This window comes from Paenibacillus sp. FW126-R14, assembly GCF_058789495.1.
This window is the reverse complement of record NZ_JBYTBS010000038.1, coordinates 35,785-55,370: the sequence shown is the minus strand read 5'-3', so window position 1 is coordinate 55,370 and position 19,586 is coordinate 35,785. Positions and strand designations below refer to the sequence as shown.

The window sequence follows — 19,586 nt, the reverse complement described above, 5'->3', positions numbered from 1 at the left end:
ATGAGAAACGTTGTCATTGTGGATGGAGTCAGAACCGCGATCGGGAAAATGGGTGGTGCTTTAAAAGACATTGAAGTGGATTTTTTGTCCGAAAAAGTGATTCGTGAAGTTCTCAATAGAACGGGTATCGAAGGGAAAGACATCGATCAAGTCATATGGGGTCATGCCAAGCAAAGCTCAGATCAACCTAATTTAGCGCGATTGGCTGCGCTTAGAGCAGGATTGCCGATTGAAGTAGCTGGCTACACGGTCCATCGTCAATGTGCTTCTGGTCTTCAAGCGATCAATAGCGCAGCACAGGAAATTATGTGCGGTACTTCAGACATTCTGGTAGTCGGCGGAGCAGAGAGTATGAGCAACGCTCCCTACTATTTAAGAAAAGCGCGTTATGGCTATGAAGCAGGCAATGCAGAAATCGTGGATCCGAATACAGAAAGTCAACCGAGAGCGCAGCCTATTGAAGTGTACGGGAACCTCACAATGGGAATGACCGCTGAAAATTTAGCGATTCAATATAACATTGGGCGTGAAGAGCAGGACGAATTCTCGCTCTCAAGCCAGGAAAAAGCAGCAGCAGCCATTCGTGATGGCAAGTTCCGCGAACAAATTGTACCGTATGAGATGAAAAAAAGAAAAGAAACGATTGTTTTTGATACAGATGAACACCCAAGGCTCACGACGATGGCAAAAATGGCAGAGCTCAAAGCTGTTTTTAAAGAAAACGGAACCGTTACAGCGGGAAATTCCAGCGGTAGAAACGATGGCGCTTCGGCATTAGTCTTAATGGAAGAAGAAGAAGCGGCAAAAAGAGGATTGAAACCTCGACTCCGTATCGTCGCTCATGCCGCTGCAGGCGTATCGCCTGAAATTATGGGAATTGGTCCGGTTCCCTCAACGTTAAAGGCACTCAAACAGGCAGGTTTAACACTTAATGATATCGATTTAATTGAATTAAACGAAGCCTTTGCAGCGCAATCGCTGGCCGTTGTGAAAGAGCTTGATATCGATATGAGAAAGCTGAATGTAAACGGTGGGGCGATTGCACTTGGACATCCGATCGGCGGCACCGGGGCGATTCTTATGACCAAGCTCATGTATGAGATGGAGCGTCGGGGTAGTCGATACGGCCTAGTAACCCTATGCATCGGTGGCGGTCAAGGATTGGCAACGATTGTGGAGAATTTGAGAGTTTAATTCATGTTTAAGGGAGCAAATCATATGAGAAATCATTCGATCGCTTTAATACCAGGGGATGGTATTGGCGTAGATGTCATTATAGAAGGCAAGAAAGTTCTCGACACCGTTTGTCAATTAGACGGAGGGTTTACGCTTAGCTATGAAAGCTTTGATTGGAGTTGCGAGTATTACCTGAAACACGGCAAGATGATGCCGGATGACGGATTAGAGATTCTCAAGAAATTCGATTCTATCTTCTTAGGAGCAGTCGGATTCCCAGGCGTACCTGATCATGTTTCCCTTTGGGGATTGCTCCTGCCTATCCGCAGACAGTTTCAGCAATATATTAATATTCGTCCGGTGAAGCTGCTTCGCGGCATTAAGTCTCCTCTTGCGGATCGCAGCCAAAAGGATCTGGATTTCATCGTGATACGTGAAAACAATGAAGGCGAATATTCAAGCATCGGTGGACGCATGTATGAAGGCACCGATCAGGACATGGCTATTCAGTCCAGTGTCTTCACGCGCCAAGGCGTAGAAAAGGTATTGCGGTACGCCTATCATATTGCGCACAAGCAAGGGAAGAGAAAGCGGCTTACGGCAGCGACAAAATCAAATGGAATTAACCATACAATGCCGTTCTGGGATGAGTATGTACAGAAAATAAACAAAGAATTTCCTGAAATTGATACGAATATCGTTCATATTGACGCACTATGCGCTTTCTTTGTTTCGAAGCCGGACGTATTCGACGTTGTTGTTGCCTCTAATCTGTTTGGCGATATTTTAACCGATCTAGGAGCTGGCATTATCGGAGGAATGGGCATTGCGCCATCCGCAAATATCAATCCGGAGAAGAATTTTCCTTCAATGTTCGAGCCCGTTCATGGATCTGCTCCTGACATTGCCGGACAGGGTATCGCCAACCCGGTAGCGACAATCTGGTGCGCGAGCATGATGCTCGAACATTTAGGAGAAACACGCGCTGCGGAAGCGATTATGGAAGCGATGCAGGATGTGCTGGAAGAAGGAAGAATGGTTACTCCTGATCTGGGCGGGAAAGCAACGACGCAAGAAGTCGGCGACGCGATCTGCGCAAGGCTCAAGGAAATAATGAAATAAATAACTTCACTAATAGAGGATGGTTTTCTATGAATATCGTTGTGCTGCTAAAGCAAACATTTGATACGGAAGAGAAAATTGCCGTGGAGAATAATCAGGTAAGTGAAAACGGCGTGCAATTCATCATTAATCCTTATGACGAGTATGCCATTGAAGAAGCGATTAAGCTTCGGGAAGAGCATGGCGGAGAAATAACGGTCATCACTGTAGGCGCTGATCGCTCTGAAAGCTCCTTGCGAACAGCGCTTGCCATGGGCGCCGATCAAGCCGTGCTTGTTAACGATGAAGATCAAGCCATTGATGAATATAGTACAGCAGTCATCATCGCTGCGGTTCTGAAGGATCGTCCTTACGACATTATTTTGGGCGGGAATATTTCCATCGATAACGGTTCAGGCCAAGTCTGTATTCGGGTTGCTGAATTGCTGCAGATTCCGCAAGTTACAGCGATTACCAAGCTAGAGGTCAGAAGCGGAATTGCAGTCGCGCAAAGAGATGTCGACGGGGATCTTGAAGTGGTTGAAGCTTCTTTGCCTATTATGGTCACAGCGCAGCAGGGATTAAATGAGCCACGCTATCCCTCCTTGCCTAATATTATGAAGGCTAAGAAGAAACCGTTGGAACGTTTATCCTTATCCGAGCTTAATCAACTGGACCCAGAAATAGTAAAAGTAAAAACAACTGTGACGAAATCCTATCTTCCAAATAAGAAAGCGGCAGGACGTCTGCTTCATGGTGCGATTGCGGATCAAACAAAAGAACTGGCTCATATACTTCGCAACGAAGTCAAAGTCATTTAGGAGGAATCATGATGAGCAATATCGTTCTGGTAGTTGCTGAAACGAAGGATGGAAGCTTAAGAAAAGTATCGTTTGAGGTGCTAGCCGCAGCAAAACGTGTGGCAAATAGCGGGCAAATTGTTGCGGTGGTCTTGGGCAGCACGGATGCCGAGCATGGGGATACATTAGGAGAGTATGGGGCTAATACCGTATATTTGGTGAGCAATGGGGATGAGAAAACCTATGCCGCCCATCTATATGCTCAAGCGCTTCATCAAATTATTACGAAGGTACAACCCAATGCTATCTTTATGCCGCATACGGCAATGGGAAAAGATGTTGCGCCACGTGTAGCAGCCCGTCTTGGACTCGGTCTGGTTTCTGACGTGACCGATGTTGAAGTTGTCAATGACGAGGTGATTTTCACTCGCCCGATTTATGCAGGAAAAGCGTTTGAAAAACGAAAAACGGCAGATGGCATTCCGTTTGCAACGATTCGCCCTAACAACATTACGGCCGAAAAAACAGACGCTTTCCCTGTCGAAAAAATTGAATTTACAGTGGAGAACAAGGACTTGCGTGCTGTAATTAAAGAAGTAGTGCGTAAAACTGCCAGTACGGTGGATTTAACAGAAGCCAAGATTGTGGTTTCCGGCGGGCGCGGTGTTAAGTCTGCGGACGGTTTCAAACCGCTGCAGGAATTAGCGGACCTGCTTGGCGGTGCGGTGGGCGCTTCGCGTGGAGCTTGTGATGCGGAATACTGTGATTATTCGTTGCAAATCGGTCAAACCGGCAAAGTCATTACACCTGATTTATATATTGCGGCAGGCATATCCGGAGCTATTCAGCATTTGGCAGGGATGTCGAATTCCAAGTTAATTGTAGCGATTAATAAAGATGCGGAAGCACCGATCTTTCAAATAGCCGACTATGGTATTGTAGGAGATTTGTTTGAAGTCGTTCCCATGTTAACGGAAGAGCTCAAAAAGGTTATGGCAAAATAGATCTAAGATTCATCATACAGCCAAGGAGATGAGCGGATTGAATCCGTTATTGATCATAAACTGGATTGCCTTTTTACTTATGGCCGCTTACGGCATTTACTTATTCGCTTATCTAATTCAATCTCGTTATGCGTATATAAAATTGGGGAAAAAGATAGAGTTTGATTTGAATGTAAAAGAGCGGCTTAATAAAATTTGGGTCAATGTATTTGGGCAGAAGAAGTTATTGAAGGATAAAAAGAGCGGGATTATCCACGTAATGATGTTTTACGGTTTCATTCTCGTTCAGCTCGGTGCCCTTGATTTTATTTGGAAAGGATTAACGCCAGGCTCTCATTTGCCACTAGGCGCTATATATCCCTATTTCACTTTTTTCCAAGAAATCATTTCGTTAATGATCTTAACAGCGGTTAGTTGGGCCTTCTATCGACGCTATATAGAGAAGCTCAAACGGTTAAAACGCGGTCTGAAATCAGGTCTTGTGCTTATTTTTATTGCCGGCTTGATGCTATCGGTTCTGTTTGGGAACGGAATGGAAAAGATTTGGCATGATGGAGGCATGACTTGGCATGAGCCGGTTGCTTCTCTGTTTGCCGCAGCGTTTGGCTGGATTGGCGTAACGGCGGCTATCGTCCTGTTTTATATGGCTTGGTGGGTTCATTTGCTCATCCTGTTAACCTTCTTGGTCTATGTTCCACAATCGAAGCACTTTCATTTAATCTCAGCTCCGATTAATATCTTTTTTAACCGGCTAACGAATCCTGGAAAGCTGGAACCGATTCGCTTTGATGATGAAACGCAAGAGGTATTTGGGGTTGGGAAAATTGAAGATTTTACCCAAAAGCAAATGATAGACTTGTATTCTTGCGTAGAGTGCGGGCGCTGCACGAACGTATGTCCAGCTGCCAGTACGGGTAAGGTATTATCGCCTATGCATCTGATTACAAAATTGCGCGATCATCTCACGGAAAAGGCGGCCGTTATCACATCGAGATCGCCATGGGTACCGGCCGCTGTCTTTGCACAACCCGGCATTCACTCCGTACAGGCATCTTCCATGGGGACAGGTGCTTGGGAGGGAGGGGCTGCTTCCACACTTTGTCAACCGATTACAGATATTGCTCCCACGATGGAGTGGCATCAGAATACATGGACACGTAGCGATAAGCAGGTTGAAGAGTTAGAACTGATTGGCGATGTGATCACAGAGGATGAAATTTGGTCTTGTACCACATGTCGGAACTGTGAGGATCAATGTCCGGTGATGAATGAGCATGTCGATAAAATCATTGACCTGCGTCGATATTTAGTGATGACAGAAGGTAGTGTAAACCCTGAGGCGCAAAGGGCAATGACGAATATTGAGCGTCAAGGGAATCCATGGGGGATTAATCGCAAGGATCGCGAATTATGGCGCCAAGGTACGGACTATATTCAGGTGCCTACCGTGGATGAATTAAGAAAAGCCGGCGAACAATTCGAGTATTTATTTTGGGTTGGTTCCATGGGATCCTACGATAATCGCAGTCAGAAAATTGCCCAATCCTTTGCCAAGCTAATGAATGAGGCAGGAATTAAGTTCGCCATCCTTGGGAATAATGAAGGCAATTCTGGCGATACTCCACGTCGATTGGGGAATGAATTCTTGTTTCAAGAGCTTGCACATAGGAATATTTCGGAGTTTCAAAATTATGGCGTTACAAAAATCGTTACAATCGATCCTCATGCTTACAACAGCTTGAAAAACGAGTATCCGGATTTCGGCTTGGAGGCAGAGGTGTATCACCATACGGAATTGCTAGCCTTATGGGTGGCAGAGGGGAAATTAAAACCTAAATACGCAGTGAATGAAACGATTACGTATCATGATTCGTGTTATTTAGGAAGATATAATGAAGTGTATGATCCGCCGAGAGAGATTTTAAAGGCCATTCCAGGAGTAAAGCTCGTGGAAATGGAAAGAAATCGTGAAAATGGCATGTGCTGTGGGGCTGGCGGAGGTCTGATGTGGACGGAAGAGACGGCAGGCAAGCGCGTCAATTTAGCCCGTACAGAGCAAGCGCTCGAAGTTAAGCCAACTGTCATTAGTTCTGGATGCCCGTATTGTTTAACGATGCTAAGCGACGGAACCAAGGCGAAGGAAGTTGAAAGCAGTGTGAAAACGTTGGATGTAGCAGAGCTATTGGAACGTTCCATCATTGTTTAAGAGAGGGGAGCTTCATATAACATTTCCCTTGAAATATTATATGAAATAATATAAGATGTGAACATGGACACTAAAAAGGACAATAAACAACAAATTGCATATGATTTTATAAGAAAAGGTATTATCGATGGCACATACGCTCCCGGTCAACGACTTGTTATTGACCAATTAGCGAAAGAGCTGTTCTCGAGCCCAATACCTGTTAGAGAAGCCATTCATCGGTTAGAGGCAGAAGGTCTTGTTAAAATCAAGCCTTATAGTGGCGCTGTCGTCTTGTCTATGAGTGAAAATGAATATTTAGAAATTCTATTTACACTCGCTGTATTAGACGGATATGCGGCCTCTTTGAGTTTGCCTCTTTTTCCTAAAGAGGATCTATCAAAGCTGCGACAAATCAATGAAGAAATGAATCAAAAGCTTCAAGATTTTGATTTTTACAGTTTTGTAACTCTTAACCAAGAGTTTCATAATCTTTGTAATCGTCATTGCGAGAATGTGTATTTAATTACCCAAATTGAACTTCTCTGGGAGAAATTAGATACGATTCGGAAAATAAGCAATAAATACTTTTCGTCGCGTGCACATGAAGTTACCAAAGAGCATGAAATGATCATTTCATTCATAGAAAACAATACTCCACCTAATGAAATTGAGCAATATATAAGAAATCACCATATGAAAGCATTGCCGAGAGTCCCATAGGGTACCTTATCTTTATAAAATCGTTATTCTGCTAACAGTAGGATAGCGATTTTTTTGTTTGTGTAAAGAATAAAATAATATATTGAATCATATATGAAATAATGATATTATAACAGAAATGAAACCGCTAACAAGGTTGGTCATTTGTGTTCTGTTTGTAATTGGCAGCTAATGATAAAGAATAAATAAGAAATGGGGAGCCTTGTGTCATCATTCAAATATCTGTTTACACCAACCCAAATTGGCGACGTTTGGATAAAGAACCGCATCTTAAGTACGGGCCATATGACCACATTTGTTGACAACTATTTACCTACGGATCAATTGATAAGCTATCACAAAGAAAGAGCCAAAGGTGGAGTCGGGTTAATCGTTATTGAAGCTAATGCCGTACATCCGAGCGCAATCATGACCCCCAAAACGATTTCGGCATTAAGTGATGACATTATCCCTTACTATAAAATGTTAGCAGATGCCGTGCATCCTTATGGCACAAAAATGTTCGCCCAATTGTTTCATCCCGGCAGAGAAATATCGCCTTCCGGAACAGCCATACCCCTGGCGCCTTCAACGATACCGTCCGATCGCTTTCGAATTATGCCTAAAGAATTGGAGCTGCACGAAATACAAGAGATCATCAACGGATATGCAGAGGCTGCAGAGCGAATCAAAGATGGCGGCTTGGACGGCGTTGAGATCGTTGCCTCTCATGGCTATTTAATAAGCCAGTTCTGGTCTTCGCGCATTAATTTTCGCAAGGATCAATACGGGGGCTCGTTTGAGAATCGGATGAGGTTTTTCAAAGAGGTTCTACAAGCCATACGTTCAAAAGTTGGTAAGGACTATCCGGTTGGATTAAGAATAAGTGTGGATGACTTTGTGAATGAGGGACTCCTCTTTGATGAAGTGCTTGAAATTTTAACTTATATCGATAAAGAAATTGGCGGTTTAAGCTACCTCGGTCTAACAGGCGGGAGCTCGGCTACCTATCTGAGTGCTGTATTTATTGCTCCGCCGGCTCCCATTCCACCGGCTCATTTCGCTCCATATGCAGGTAAAATAAGGGAGAAGGTAGCTATACCGATATTTGTTAACTCAAGAATTAATGATCCGATCATTGCTGAAAAGGTACTGGAAAACGGTCAGGCGGATATGGTTGGCATGACCAGAGCATTGATATGTGATCCTCATATGCCGAACAAAGCATTAAGGGAGGATTTTAATCGAATCCGGTTATGCATTGCCTGTAACCAAGCTTGTATAGGACATATGCAGAACGATCAACCGATTAGCTGTATTCAAAATCCTGTCACGGGAAGGGAGCTGTCCTACGCGGATATGCCAAAAGCAACGACAAGAAAAAACATCGTCATTATCGGGGGCGGCCCTGCCGGTATGAAAGCAGCTGTCATAGCGGCTGAAAGAGGCCATCAAGTTACGCTGATCGAAAAGACAGACGAATTAGGCGGTCAGGTTAAATTAGCCCGTAAAATTCCCGGTCGCGAAGAGTTCGGCGAGTTGATTCCCAATTTAAAGAGAGAGCTGGAACACAACCGGGTCAATGTCCTATTACGTACAGAAGCGACAAAAGAGTTAATTTTATCGATGAATCCAGACGATATTATTGTAGCAACAGGTTCGACTCCGTATTTTCCAAATATAGAAGGAATTGATCTTCCTCATGTTGTTACTACATGGGATATATTAGATCGGAAAAAGACAGCGGGAAAACGCGTGCTTATTGCTGACTGGAATGGGGAAATGGCGGGTGTCGGTACAGCCTTGTACTTAAAAAATGAAAATAATGACGTGGAGATTATCTCTAGCTGCCTCTACATGGGATATGGCTTACAGTCTTATGTTCGTTCAACCGTACTGTCTCAATTGTATACGAAAGATGTAGGTATGGTTTGCAATTATAAGCTGCATAAAATTGAGGCTAACGCGGTTACTTTTGAGAACATTTATAACGGAGATACGATCGTGCGAGAGAACATAGATACTGTAGTTTTAGCTTGCGGGAACATCCAACAGGTTGCGCTCTATCATGAATTAAAGGAGACTTTTTCGAACATCCACTTAATCGGTGATAGTTTACTACCGCGAACAGTCGAAGAGGCCATTTTGGAAGGCTTGGAATTGGCTGCCAAAATTTAACGATCTGGAGGAAATGAACGTGTCGAATCTAATTTCGGTTATTAAACAAAGCGATTTAACGTATATGCCCATGGAAATTGAAGGTGAATTTGCAGAAATCGTATCACCGATTAATTCACTCTCCCAAACAATGGGGGGCGGACTATGCCGCATGGTAAAGGGCAAATTCGATTGGCAGCTACAATACGATGAGCTTATTTATGTAGTTGATGGGAGCATGTACATCATCCAAAACGGTGTAAAGCATAAAGCTAAAAAAGGCGATACCTATGTCATGAAGGAAGGCGCCCAAATTACATATGGAACAGACAGCGAAGTGCTCTTTTTCTTCAGTACGTATCCCGTTAACTGGCGGGAACAAAACAGAGTGTACACAGAAGAACAAGTGGCGCAAGATCTTGTAACGGTCATCGATAGCGACACTGTGAAATACAGCAGCATGGCTGAGGCTGCTGGAGACCTGGCTGAGCTTGCACACGTTGTGAATCAAACGCTTTCGCCCACGTTAGGCGGAGGATTTGCGGTATTAAGAAACTCAGCGTATGCTGCGAAACTGAAGTATGATGAATCAATTTATGTGATATCCGGCAGCATGACTATTATGGAAGATGGAATAAAGCATGAAGCCAAACAGGGCGATATGTACTTCTTGAAAGAAGGCGCGAATATTACGTATGGATCCGATGAGGAAACGAAATTTTTCTATACGCTTTATCCTGTGAATTGGCGTCAAACCAAAGCGCAGCTTTAATTAGTTTATAAAAGAAGTGTGGTGAGACTTACTTGCAACGTACGGTTATTTGTTATGTGCCCGTAAAAAATGGGGCGAGTTTACAAGAAGACGTCTGGGGGATGGCGGAAATAGCCAATCGAATCCATCCTGAACAGACGCGACTGGTTGGCATACTTGTTCATACCGGAATAGAACTCGATGTCATCAGTCAGTTGCCTTTCCATGAGATTTATCATGTTAAGTTGTCATTTGATCAGTGGAAGCTCGCAGATTGCCATATCCAAGCCTTTCAAAAGGTAACCAAAAATTTAGGCGTCACGAGCGGGACTTATTTATTCTCATCTAGTCCGCTATATCATGAAACGGCTGTCCGTTTAGCTGTTCGCAATCAAGCCGGAATCATTACGTATGCGATGGACATTGCAAGAAACAACGCCGATTCAACACTTACTGTGAAACGAGAAATCTATTATGAGAAGGTTCATGAGTTTGTGACCTTCAATGATGAATTCAAACATCAATATGTGACTTTGGATACTGCCATATTATACGGGAATAAACATGTAAAAGGCAATCCGTCTATGGTGCAGGAGATTCACATGGATGTCATGTTTGAGAGTAAAGTGAAATTCCTTTCCGAGTCCATGGTCAGTTGGAAAGATCTGAAGGTCACGGAAGCGCGCTGTGTGATCGGAATAGGTCGTGGTGTGACGGGAACAGGGAGCTTACAAGACATTTTTGAATTAGCAGAGCTGCTGAATGCCCCTATTGGAGGAAGTAAAGTAGCAGATGAGCTCGGTTTGATCCCACGTGAGAAACGAATCGGCTCTAGCGGCAGTTCCATAGAGGCTGATATTTATTTTGCCATTGGCATTTCAGGCTCGTCCCAGCACTTAGAAGGAATTAAAGGGGTGAAGCATGTTATTGCCATTAACAATGATCCGGCAGCGCCTATTTTTCAGCGTTGTGATTTAGGTATTGTTGGGAACTTTCAAGATGTGATTCCCCGAATCGTACAGACGCTTAACATAGAAAGGTAGTGTGAGGGGAACGATGAATATTTGTGTTTTGATTAAGCCGATTATTGATCCTACTTCGATCCAATGGGATTACGAGAAGAAAAAGTATGCGTATATTAGACATGGTTTTAATCAAACGGATTTATATGCTCTGCAGTGGGCAAGTGATTATAAGGATCAATATGCAGGGCATATTACGGTTGTATTAGCCATAGATGCAAAGCAAGAATTTAACCAACAGGTCCTGATGAAGTATAAAATCGATGAATGTATCTTAGTAAAAACGGAGAATTTACAGGGATATCGAAATGAAATTGCCTCCTTGCTGGTAAAGGTATCGCAGGAAAGAGCATTTGATTTGATACTATGCGGTTCCCAAAGCGAGGATACCCATTTAGGAATCACCCCTATTGTCTATGCAGAAATGCTGAACCTTCCGTATATATCTAATATACATCATATCGAGCCTTGTTCGGATCAAGTATGGAAAGTCCAGAGGAAAGAAGGAAGAGGGATTGTTCAAACTTTTCAAATAGAGCTGCCTGCAGTCATCGGGGTCGTGGGATCGGTTGCTCGAAAACGTTATGTAGCCAAATATGCCGCTTTATTGACCTCCAAAAAGACTGTATTCACCATAGTTGAGGGGAAAATCGATAAAATTCCAGCCGTCAAAGTAGTAAAGGTTACCGAACCGCAACCGAATATCCGTTATGCCCATGTTCCTTCCTCTATGCTTTCGGCAGAAAAACGTCTGCAAGAAATAATGGGATTCTCCCAAAGAAGCCAAGCGGATAGTAAAGAGAAAATAACTAAAGGAATATCGGAGAACAATATGCATTTTATGAAAGAAAAGATTCAGAAATGGCTGAAGGAGGACTAGGATGGAGGCGATAGTTCAAAGAAATACATTCTGGATGATTTCTTCAGGAAATAAAATCTTATTTTATAGCTTAGCAGCCATCGCTACTTTCATTTTTGTATATGGTTTTTATCGTCGTTTTCGTTTATGGCAAATGGGAAAGAAGGAAAAGGTAAGCTGGAACGATGTGAAAACAAATTTTCTGTTTTTCTGGCATATGGCTGTGCAGCAAAAAAAAATTCAGAGAGATCGTTTATACGGGGTCATGCATCGTTTTACCAGCTACGGTTTTATCGTTCTATTTATAGGCACGGTTTTGGTTGTTATTGATTATGATTTGGGCGTCCCTCTCCTGCGCGGGAACTTTTATCTCATTTATAAGGCGTCGTTGGATATTTTCGGCGTGCTTTTCTTAGTAGGCTTAGGGATTGCGATCCGAATGAGGGTTAAAAAGAAGCGGTTGAGATTATGGTACAGCTTGAAGGACAACCTGCTGCTATGGCTGCTCTTCATTATTGGCGCAGGCGGATATATCTTGGAAGGAATTCGGATTGCAGCGACACAAGTAGATTATGGCAAGTGGTCTCCGGTAGGATACTCGCTCGCATTGCTGTTTAAAAATATTCCGTTATTCAGTGTCGATATGTATGTCTATTGGTACTTTTTTCACGCCGTTGGTGTGTTTGTCTTTATCGCAATCATTCCCTATACCAAAATGTTCCATTTATTTACGGCGCCGATTAATATTTTATTCCAGCCGGTTAAACGGACAGGAAAAGTGTCGCTTCCATACAAGCTTAGTGAGCTCTCCGATGAAGCTTTATTAAAGTCGCCAAGTATTCAGGGCGTAAGTGTAGTTTCTGATTTTACGAACTGGCAGCTGCTTAGCACAGATGCTTGCACGGAATGCGGCCGATGCGACAGCCAATGTCCGGCTCATCTAAGCGCCAAACCCTTATCACCGCGTACGATTGTCACTAAAATTAGAAATCATATGGAGCCTAATACAGAAATTGCTTCATTCATTACGCCTGAAGAGCTGCAATCTTGTACGACATGCGGAGCCTGTGTAGAGGCCTGTCCGGTTTCGATCAATCAAATAGATTTGATCCTTTCGATGAGGCGGGGATTAATTCAAAAAGGTGTGATGGAAACGGAAGCGGAAAACACGTTGATTAAGGTCGATGAACAGCACAATATTTGGGGCAAACCATGGTCGGAACGAGCGAATTGGAGTAGAGGGATGGATATACCTGTATTAGTAAGCGATACGGTGAAGAAAAAAGAGGGGGAATAGACATGGAAGTATTATTCTGGGTAGGCTGCGCAGCGTCCTATGATCCAAGACTTCAAAGTATCGCTAGAGCTTTCGCAGAAATCATGCAAAAAGCAAATATTGATTTTGCTATTCTCGGAACCGAAGAGCGTTGCACGGGAGATATTGCTCGACGAATGGGCGATGAAGCGCTCTTTCAAGAGTTGGCCCAGCATAATATTAAAACGCTCAACGATAGAAAGGTAAAGTCGATTGTCACGACTTGCCCTCATTGCTTTAATATGTTCAAAAACGAGTATCCCGCCCTTGGCGGGAATTTCGAAGTCGTGCATTACACGACTTATATTTATAATCTCATTCAGAACGGGAGATTGACGATCCCGGAGAAACAGAAGCGTGAGATTATCACCTATCATGATCCGTGTTACTTAGGACGTCAAAATGGTATTTATGACGCACCAAGGGATATATTGATCATGCTCGGTTATACCATCGAGGAAATGGAACGGAATAAGAGTCAATCCTTCTGCTGCGGCGCAGGTGGGGGAACCATGTTCGAAACCGTTCAACGCGGACAAAAAATCAATACGATACGCGGTGAAGAAGCTATGAAAACCGGCGCTTCTATGACGGCAACGGCATGTCCTTTTTGTTTGGTCATGATGGAAGAAGCCATTGGTTCCCTGAATCAAACAAAGGGAAAAAATATGGTGTCAAGAGACATTGCGGAAGTCGTTAACGATATGGTTAAGAAAAAATAAAATATACGATTTCTCTCCAATCGTATATTTACAAATATATGATTTGGGAATATACTTACTAAATAAAACGCTTTCAACTCTAAAGGAGGTTAATGTTTAAGCAAAGCGATAGGTTAGTCAGCAAAAAATTATTCATTTGGAGGGGACGAAGAATGTCAATTCAAGAGCTGCTTGCAAATTTTAAGGAAAACGGTAAATTTACTCTGCCCTATCAATTTTACAGATCTGCTGAAGTGTTGGAAGAAGAAAGAACGAAAATTTTCGCGCGGAATTGGCAATTTGTCGGTCATGTTAATCAAGTCAAGAACCCGGGTGAGTTTCTTACCTGTGAAGTAGCGGGTGAGCCCATCCTTGTTGTCAGAGGTGACGACCACGAATTACGTGCTTTCTATAACGTATGTCCGCATAGAGCGACACAACTAGAGCCTCAGGAGCAGGGGAAACGTAAGATTTTGCAATGTGTTTATCATGGCTGGACATTTAAACTGGACGGTCAATTGCATAACGCTCCTAATTTCAAGGATCATCGGGAAAGTTTATGTGAAGGTGATACTTGCTTGCGGTCGATCCGGGTTGAGACAGAAGCTTCGCTGGTTTTTGTGAATTTGGATGAGAATGCCGCATCGCTCAAAGAGAAGAATGGCGAGTTTTTCGAGGACCTGAAGCAATTTGCCTTCTTGGATAAATTAAAAAAGCATAGCTCAGAGAAACGATTGATTAAGTCCAATTGGAAAGCTTACATCGACAATTATCTGGAATGTGACCATTGCCCCATTGCCCATCCGGCATTCGCAACCACGTTTGATATGAAAAATTACACGTTCATTGATAAGCAATCCTGTATTATCCAACATGCATCCATAAAGCCAACAGCCAAGCTTGGCGAAGTGAACCTGGGTGGGGCAGAGGTGCAAGAAGGAAGATTTTATTGGTTGTGGCCTAACATGATTTTTAGCATTTCACCTGGTCCCGGAAACATTGCGACTACGGTTCTGACAGCCGTTGATGAGAATACGACGATAGCTAACTATACGTATTACTTTGTGAATGAGGAACCAACCGTTGAGCAAATGGAGAATATTAAGTTTGTGGATCAATTGCGAAATGAAGATGTTAAATTAGTTGAAAAAGCACAAATCGGCTTTCGTTCGAGTGCTTTCTCCAACGGTAGATATTCGCCTACGGAACATGCCCTACGGCGTTTTCATTTGATGATAAAAGGTGCTCTGCAAGATTAACCTGCACATTTAAGGAGAGCTATCATGTTAATTGTATTACCGAATGCAGATGATCAATGTGAACAATTACTAACAGAGAATCATATCAACGAGTTAAAGCAGCTTGGTGAATTTATGTTATTTAAAGGAAATCCAGGAAGTGTAGAAGAATATGTGGAAAGGGTACGTGACGCCGATGCGCTCCTGCTATGGGGAGGGATCTCGAATGAGGTTATGGCAGAATGTCCCCGATTAAAGTTCATGTCTTTTGCGGGAACCGGGTTTAAAAATTATATGGATGTTGATTTTGCAGCAAAACAAGGGATCAAGATAGCGAATGTGCCCAGTTATGGCGCTAACCCGGTTGCTGAACATGCGCTCGCTTTGCTCTTCTCTCTGGCGAAGAATATCCCGCAAAATCATTCCAACATGGTTAAAGCAAATTGGGACCCTTCCTTGCTTAATATCGAGCTTGAAGGAAAGACAATCGGCTTAATCGGGCTTGGCGCCATTGGAACCCGAATGGCTAAGCTGTGCAGAGCTTTAGGAATGAACGTAATATGCTGGACGCTTCATCCAAGTGAAGATCGGGCTAGCCAGTTAGGAATAACCTTTGTTTCGCTGGAGAGCTTATTGTCAAGCTCAGATTTCATTTCGGTGCATCTGCCTTATACCGATTCAACGAAAGGATTTTTGGGTGAAAAAGAGTTTTCCATTATGAAGCCCGGTGCTCTTTTCATCAATACGGCAAGGTCGGAAGTGGTTCATACGCCATCATTGGTAAAGTCGCTTACCACAGGCGCTTTAGCTGGAGCTGGAATCGATGTGTTTGATGAGGAACCCATTGCCAAAGACAATCCGTTACTGCAATGCCGGAACGTTATTCTTTCACCGCATGTGGGCTTCAATACAAAAGAATCTATTCAAACCATTTTGGATATGGCTATCAGAAACATCACTCAGTTCATGAGTGGGAACCCGATACATATTGTAAACTAACAAACGATTATTTTAATGAAGACTTTCGGAGGTATTGACAATGAAAAGCCCCTATCTAGTTGTGGAATGGAACGATACAGAAACAGACGCGCAAGGCTGGTTAGTCGTACAAAATTTTGTGAAAAGCTACGCTGGTGGGGGCATTAGAATGCATCCAACTGTTACAAAAGAAGAAGTGAAAAGGCTAGCTAAGGCAATGGCTTATAAGTACACAGCGTGTGAATCCGAAACTACGGGTGGTTGTAAAGCAGGCATTGCTTATAATTACAAGGCCCCGGATGCGAATGCGGTATTGAGAAGGTTTTTAATTGCGATGATGCCTTATGTAGATTCCGGGGTATCGTTAGGCTCGGATCTAGGAACCAACTATGACGAGGTTTTGAAAATTTTCAATGAATTTAATGTGGGCATTCCACAGACAAAATCGATGAAGAAGGATCCTAAAGTTCAGCAAGGCATCAAAGATTTTGATCATCTACTGACTAAAAAAATTGATGGTTTATTCCTAAATGATGTGGTAACCGGTTATGGCGCAGCATTTTCGGCGGATGAAGCATGGAAATTCAAAGCTGGAACGAAAGGGGCCAAAGTGGTTATCCAAGGATTCGGCTGTGTCGGAGCGAGTTGCGCACTTAAGATGGTTCAACTGGGCTACAAAATTGTAGGAATATCCGATGCCAATATGCTGGTAACTTGTGAAGATGGCTTGGATGTTCAGAGCTTGATTAACCACAAAAATATATACGGTGAAATGAATAGAGAGTATTTCGATGCCAACTATGTTGTAAGACCCAATACGGAATGGTTGGACGTTGAGTGTGATATTCTGATCCCAGCCGCTTTGGAGGATGTTATCCATAAATCGAATGCCCATCTTGTAAAAGCAAGTTTAATCGTTGAGGCAGCGAATATACCTATTTCGGATGAAGGCGACCAAATCATTAGAGAACGAGGCATTGATATTGTTAATGATTTTGTTGCTAACTTAGGAGCAGTACGCTTCTATGATGTAATCGTTTTCGGATTGATCGAGCCTGAAGCACAAGCCGTTATTGATGATATTGAACAATTATGCAGAAAAAACACCTACAACTTATTTGCAGCAGCGAAAGAACAAAACAGGTACCAAAGGGAAGTAGGCTACGAGATGTTTGAGTCGACAGTAAGCGATCAATTGGAGTATTAAGTGAATTGACCTGTTCGTTAGCCCATCATGATATGGAGTAGAAAGGATCTGCTGAAATGATAGTGAATACATCCAATGGCAAAGAGTATCCTTTGTGGCGATATGCCGTGCTTTATTCCGAGCTTGAAGGCAGTCTTCATAAATTGCGTGCCAAATATCCAATGAATATGCGCGTTGAAACGATCGGGAAGTCCCATGAAGGCAGAGATTTATTCTTGGTTATTTTGGCTAAAGATGTGACAGATGAAAAAATGAAAGCTTATGAAGCTTTTAGGCAGAAGACGCTTTGGCAGCCAGACCAAATTATAGACGATATTGAGAAGGGGGAATCCTATCAGATTCCGTTATTTTTCAATTGCAATCTTCATGGCACGGAAATATCAGGCACGGATGGGATGCTGGATTTCATCGATGAAATACTGGGCTCCGAGCAGCAGAAGGTTGTTTTGGAGGATGCCGTAATCTTGATAACGATCTGCGCAAATCCGGACGGGCGATCCAAGGGATTGGATATTCTGAACGGACACGGGATGGATTTGAACAGGGATTTCGCCGCACAAACGCAGCCTGAAACCAAAGCTATCGTCCGTCATGTAATCACACGCTTTAGCCCGTCGATTATGGTTGATTTTCATGGCTATATGAGCAGCGGTAATGTGTTGATTGACACCTGTACGCCACCCCATAATCCGAACACGGAGTATGATCTGCTTGAGGGGCATTTACTGAAAAATGCGCTAAAAATGGCGGAGGTCATCGACGCTAGACTCCGCTTAAAGACGGATATTGCTTCACAGCTCTGGGAGGATGGATGGGAGGATTATTCACCTATCTATACGCCGACCTATTGTCACAATTTTGGCTGTATCGCACATACGCTGGAAACTACCTATCCCAACGAGGAAGGAGCCGCTGTTACTTTATGCACCGCCATTGGTGCTTTGCAGTATGCGGCCCAGCATAAAAATGAACTGCTGATTAATCAGTGTACTTATTTTTTAAGAGGTTTGACGAATACCTCGAAGGCTTTAAAAGGGCCTGCCTACTATGTGATCCCCTTCGATCGGGCAGCTCAAAGGGATAGAGGAGTCACAAAGGACACGCTGGAGAAATTACTCATGATGGGAATCAAAGTGTATCGGAGTAAAACCAGCGGCTCGTATGTCATACCTACGGCCCAGCCGTTGAGGGGATTGATTCATAATTTTCTTTGGCAAGGCGAGCAAGTCACGGACAAGGCTGAGAATATGTATGACGTCTCTTTCTACTCGTATCCGATCATGAGAGGCTTCGATATTCAGGAATTGGATGCTTTAGATGAAGACATCGTTGAGGTGGAAAGAATCGAAGAAGTTCTTGGCTTGCTGGAAATGGATAGCGCTAAGCCATTCTTATCCTTTTCATCGCAAGCAAATGACGCAATGAAATTTGTGAATGCGCTCATCAAGCAGGGAGTGGACGTATACCGTGCTTCGCAGAGCTACGAAGGCGGCGAGGCAGGGGACTTCTTTTTCGAGAATGCGGGCAGTTATCATTGGCTTGAGCAATTTGTAAACAGTCATGATCTGCATGTAAAGCCTGCGGAATTGCCGGAAGGCACACATCGGATCAAAAATTCAAAGATTCTTCTTGTCGCAGACAGTGGCGGTGCCTATGAAGTACTAACGGATTGGGGATTTGATGTAACGCTGCTGCCCTTTTACGAGTTGAACAATGGTTACGCAATTAATCCGGCGGATTATGATGTCCTTCTATTTGGCGGTACGCGATTAGGGCTTTGGAGCGATCCGTTTGAAGAATTTATGGGCGTCGGCTACGGTAACAGCTGGGCGCTGCGGGGAAGAGGAAGACAAACCATCATCGAGGCTGCGCCGAAATTCGCCAACGCCATCCTTTTTGGATATGCGGGAATTATGCTGAATAACATGACGGGGATTGTCAACCAAGGCCATCTTGCGAGAAAACCGGAGGAAGAAGGAAGCCAAGGTGAAAATCAGGCGGATTGGCACCTGAATACCGGCAGCGGCTCTTTCAAACTAAAGCTGGATAATTCCGATCCTCTTTGCTATGGGTATGATCATGAGCAGACGGTTTATGTGGTTGGTCCCATCGGTCTGGGAAAAACACGGGATCTGAAAGCTCCCGGTTATTTCGCAGAGAATGCCTTTATCAATGGCTGGTGCAAGAATCAGGGTGAGCTAAGCGGCAAACCTGCCTTGCAGTACGAAAAGAGCTCCAAAGGCACTAAAGTGCTTATGGGGATTGATCCTTGTTTTAGAAAATATGTAGATTCAACCTTCAGGTTAATGGCCAATGCCTTATTATTGACTGGATATGAATGCGATTACAAGACACGATCAGGGGAATAGCGAAAGAACAAAATGAGGTGA

16 protein-coding genes are annotated in these 19,586 nt (G+C 43.5%); all 16 read left to right on the top strand.

The features are described 5' to 3' along the window. The 16 genes from AC3WRW_RS21800 (at position 1) to AC3WRW_RS21725 (ending at position 19,565) form a co-directional block, all read left to right on the top strand. Positions 1 to 1,194: a thiolase family protein gene (locus AC3WRW_RS21800; protein ID WP_492548401.1), complete on the top strand. Its 1,194-nt coding sequence runs from the start codon at positions 1 to 3 to the stop codon at positions 1,192 to 1,194. 24 nt (positions 1,195 to 1,218) lie between these two features. After that, positions 1,219 to 2,298, top strand: a complete 1,080-nt coding sequence (locus tag AC3WRW_RS21795; RefSeq protein ID WP_492548400.1) for a tartrate dehydrogenase — start codon at positions 1,219 to 1,221, stop codon at positions 2,296 to 2,298. Between the two features lie 29 nt (positions 2,299 to 2,327). Beyond that, entirely contained in the window at positions 2,328 to 3,098 is a 771-nt protein-coding gene (locus tag AC3WRW_RS21790; protein WP_492548399.1) for an electron transfer flavoprotein subunit beta/FixA family protein, read from the top strand. A gap of 11 nt (positions 3,099 to 3,109) precedes the next feature. Next, positions 3,110 to 4,081 (top strand): electron transfer flavoprotein subunit alpha/FixB family protein, encoded by a 972-nt coding sequence (locus AC3WRW_RS21785; protein ID WP_492548398.1) that lies wholly within the window; start codon positions 3,110 to 3,112, stop codon positions 4,079 to 4,081. A 37-nt stretch (positions 4,082 to 4,118) separates the two neighbouring features. Further along, positions 4,119 to 6,287, top strand: coding sequence for a (Fe-S)-binding protein (locus AC3WRW_RS21780; RefSeq protein WP_492548397.1), 2,169 nt, complete (start codon positions 4,119 to 4,121; stop codon positions 6,285 to 6,287). A gap of 63 nt (positions 6,288 to 6,350) precedes the next feature. Then, positions 6,351 to 6,989, top strand: a complete 639-nt coding sequence (locus AC3WRW_RS21775) for a GntR family transcriptional regulator (RefSeq protein ID WP_492548396.1) — start codon at positions 6,351 to 6,353, stop codon at positions 6,987 to 6,989. A 192-nt stretch (positions 6,990 to 7,181) separates the two neighbouring features. Then, positions 7,182 to 9,146 carry an oxidoreductase gene (locus AC3WRW_RS21770; RefSeq protein ID WP_492548395.1) on the top strand — a complete coding sequence of 655 codons (1,965 nt, stop codon included), beginning with the start codon at positions 7,182 to 7,184 and terminating at the stop codon, positions 9,144 to 9,146. Between the two features lie 19 nt (positions 9,147 to 9,165). Further along, complete coding sequence (locus tag AC3WRW_RS21765) at positions 9,166 to 9,897, top strand: cupin domain-containing protein (RefSeq protein WP_492548394.1); 732 nt, start codon at positions 9,166 to 9,168, stop codon at positions 9,895 to 9,897. 32 nt (positions 9,898 to 9,929) lie between these two features. Further along, complete coding sequence (locus tag AC3WRW_RS21760) at positions 9,930 to 10,919, top strand: electron transfer flavoprotein subunit alpha/FixB family protein (protein WP_492548393.1); 990 nt, start codon at positions 9,930 to 9,932, stop codon at positions 10,917 to 10,919. A 13-nt stretch (positions 10,920 to 10,932) separates the two neighbouring features. Further along, positions 10,933 to 11,778: an electron transfer flavoprotein subunit beta/FixA family protein gene (locus AC3WRW_RS21755; protein ID WP_492548392.1), complete on the top strand. Its 846-nt coding sequence runs from the start codon at positions 10,933 to 10,935 to the stop codon at positions 11,776 to 11,778. A gap of 1 nt (position 11,779) precedes the next feature. Continuing rightward, entirely contained in the window at positions 11,780 to 13,054 is a 1,275-nt protein-coding gene (locus AC3WRW_RS21750) for a 4Fe-4S dicluster domain-containing protein (RefSeq protein WP_492548391.1), read from the top strand. Positions 13,055 to 13,056: 2 nt separating this feature from the next. Beyond that, complete coding sequence (locus AC3WRW_RS21745) at positions 13,057 to 13,794, top strand: (Fe-S)-binding protein (RefSeq protein ID WP_492548390.1); 738 nt, start codon at positions 13,057 to 13,059, stop codon at positions 13,792 to 13,794. A gap of 152 nt (positions 13,795 to 13,946) precedes the next feature. After that, on the top strand, positions 13,947 to 15,032 hold the full coding sequence (locus AC3WRW_RS21740) for an aromatic ring-hydroxylating oxygenase subunit alpha (RefSeq protein WP_492548389.1): 1,086 nt from the start codon (positions 13,947 to 13,949) through the stop codon (positions 15,030 to 15,032). A 24-nt stretch (positions 15,033 to 15,056) separates the two neighbouring features. Beyond that, positions 15,057 to 16,010: a 2-hydroxyacid dehydrogenase gene (locus AC3WRW_RS21735; protein ID WP_492548388.1), complete on the top strand. Its 954-nt coding sequence runs from the start codon at positions 15,057 to 15,059 to the stop codon at positions 16,008 to 16,010. A 40-nt stretch (positions 16,011 to 16,050) separates the two neighbouring features. Beyond that, positions 16,051 to 17,196: a Glu/Leu/Phe/Val family dehydrogenase gene (locus AC3WRW_RS21730; protein ID WP_492548387.1), complete on the top strand. Its 1,146-nt coding sequence runs from the start codon at positions 16,051 to 16,053 to the stop codon at positions 17,194 to 17,196. A gap of 56 nt (positions 17,197 to 17,252) precedes the next feature. Beyond that, positions 17,253 to 19,565: a M14 family zinc carboxypeptidase gene (locus AC3WRW_RS21725; protein WP_492548386.1), complete on the top strand. Its 2,313-nt coding sequence runs from the start codon at positions 17,253 to 17,255 to the stop codon at positions 19,563 to 19,565. Positions 19,566 to 19,586 lie beyond the last annotated feature (21 nt).

What these genes read in the sequence shown, in the direction of transcription:
- AC3WRW_RS21800 (WP_492548401.1), top strand. Translation starts at nt 1, where the DNA reads ATGAGAAACGTTGTCATTGTGGATGGAGTCAGAACCGCGATCGGGAAA.
- AC3WRW_RS21795 (WP_492548400.1), top strand. Translation starts at nt 1,219, where the DNA reads ATGAGAAATCATTCGATCGCTTTAATACCAGGGGATGGTATTGGCGTA.
- AC3WRW_RS21790 (WP_492548399.1), top strand. Translation starts at nt 2,328, where the DNA reads ATGAATATCGTTGTGCTGCTAAAGCAAACATTTGATACGGAAGAGAAA.
- AC3WRW_RS21785 (WP_492548398.1), top strand. Translation starts at nt 3,110, where the DNA reads ATGAGCAATATCGTTCTGGTAGTTGCTGAAACGAAGGATGGAAGCTTA.
- AC3WRW_RS21775 (WP_492548396.1), top strand. Translation starts at nt 6,351, where the DNA reads ATGGACACTAAAAAGGACAATAAACAACAAATTGCATATGATTTTATA.
- AC3WRW_RS21770 (WP_492548395.1), top strand. Translation starts at nt 7,182, where the DNA reads ATGGGGAGCCTTGTGTCATCATTCAAATATCTGTTTACACCAACCCAA.
- AC3WRW_RS21755 (WP_492548392.1), top strand. Translation starts at nt 10,933, where the DNA reads ATGAATATTTGTGTTTTGATTAAGCCGATTATTGATCCTACTTCGATC.
- AC3WRW_RS21750 (WP_492548391.1), top strand. Translation starts at nt 11,780, where the DNA reads ATGGAGGCGATAGTTCAAAGAAATACATTCTGGATGATTTCTTCAGGA.
- AC3WRW_RS21745 (WP_492548390.1), top strand. Translation starts at nt 13,057, where the DNA reads ATGGAAGTATTATTCTGGGTAGGCTGCGCAGCGTCCTATGATCCAAGA.
- AC3WRW_RS21740 (WP_492548389.1), top strand. Translation starts at nt 13,947, where the DNA reads ATGTCAATTCAAGAGCTGCTTGCAAATTTTAAGGAAAACGGTAAATTT.
- AC3WRW_RS21735 (WP_492548388.1), top strand. Translation starts at nt 15,057, where the DNA reads ATGTTAATTGTATTACCGAATGCAGATGATCAATGTGAACAATTACTA.
- AC3WRW_RS21730 (WP_492548387.1), top strand. Translation starts at nt 16,051, where the DNA reads ATGAAAAGCCCCTATCTAGTTGTGGAATGGAACGATACAGAAACAGAC.
- AC3WRW_RS21725 (WP_492548386.1), top strand. Translation starts at nt 17,253, where the DNA reads ATGATAGTGAATACATCCAATGGCAAAGAGTATCCTTTGTGGCGATAT.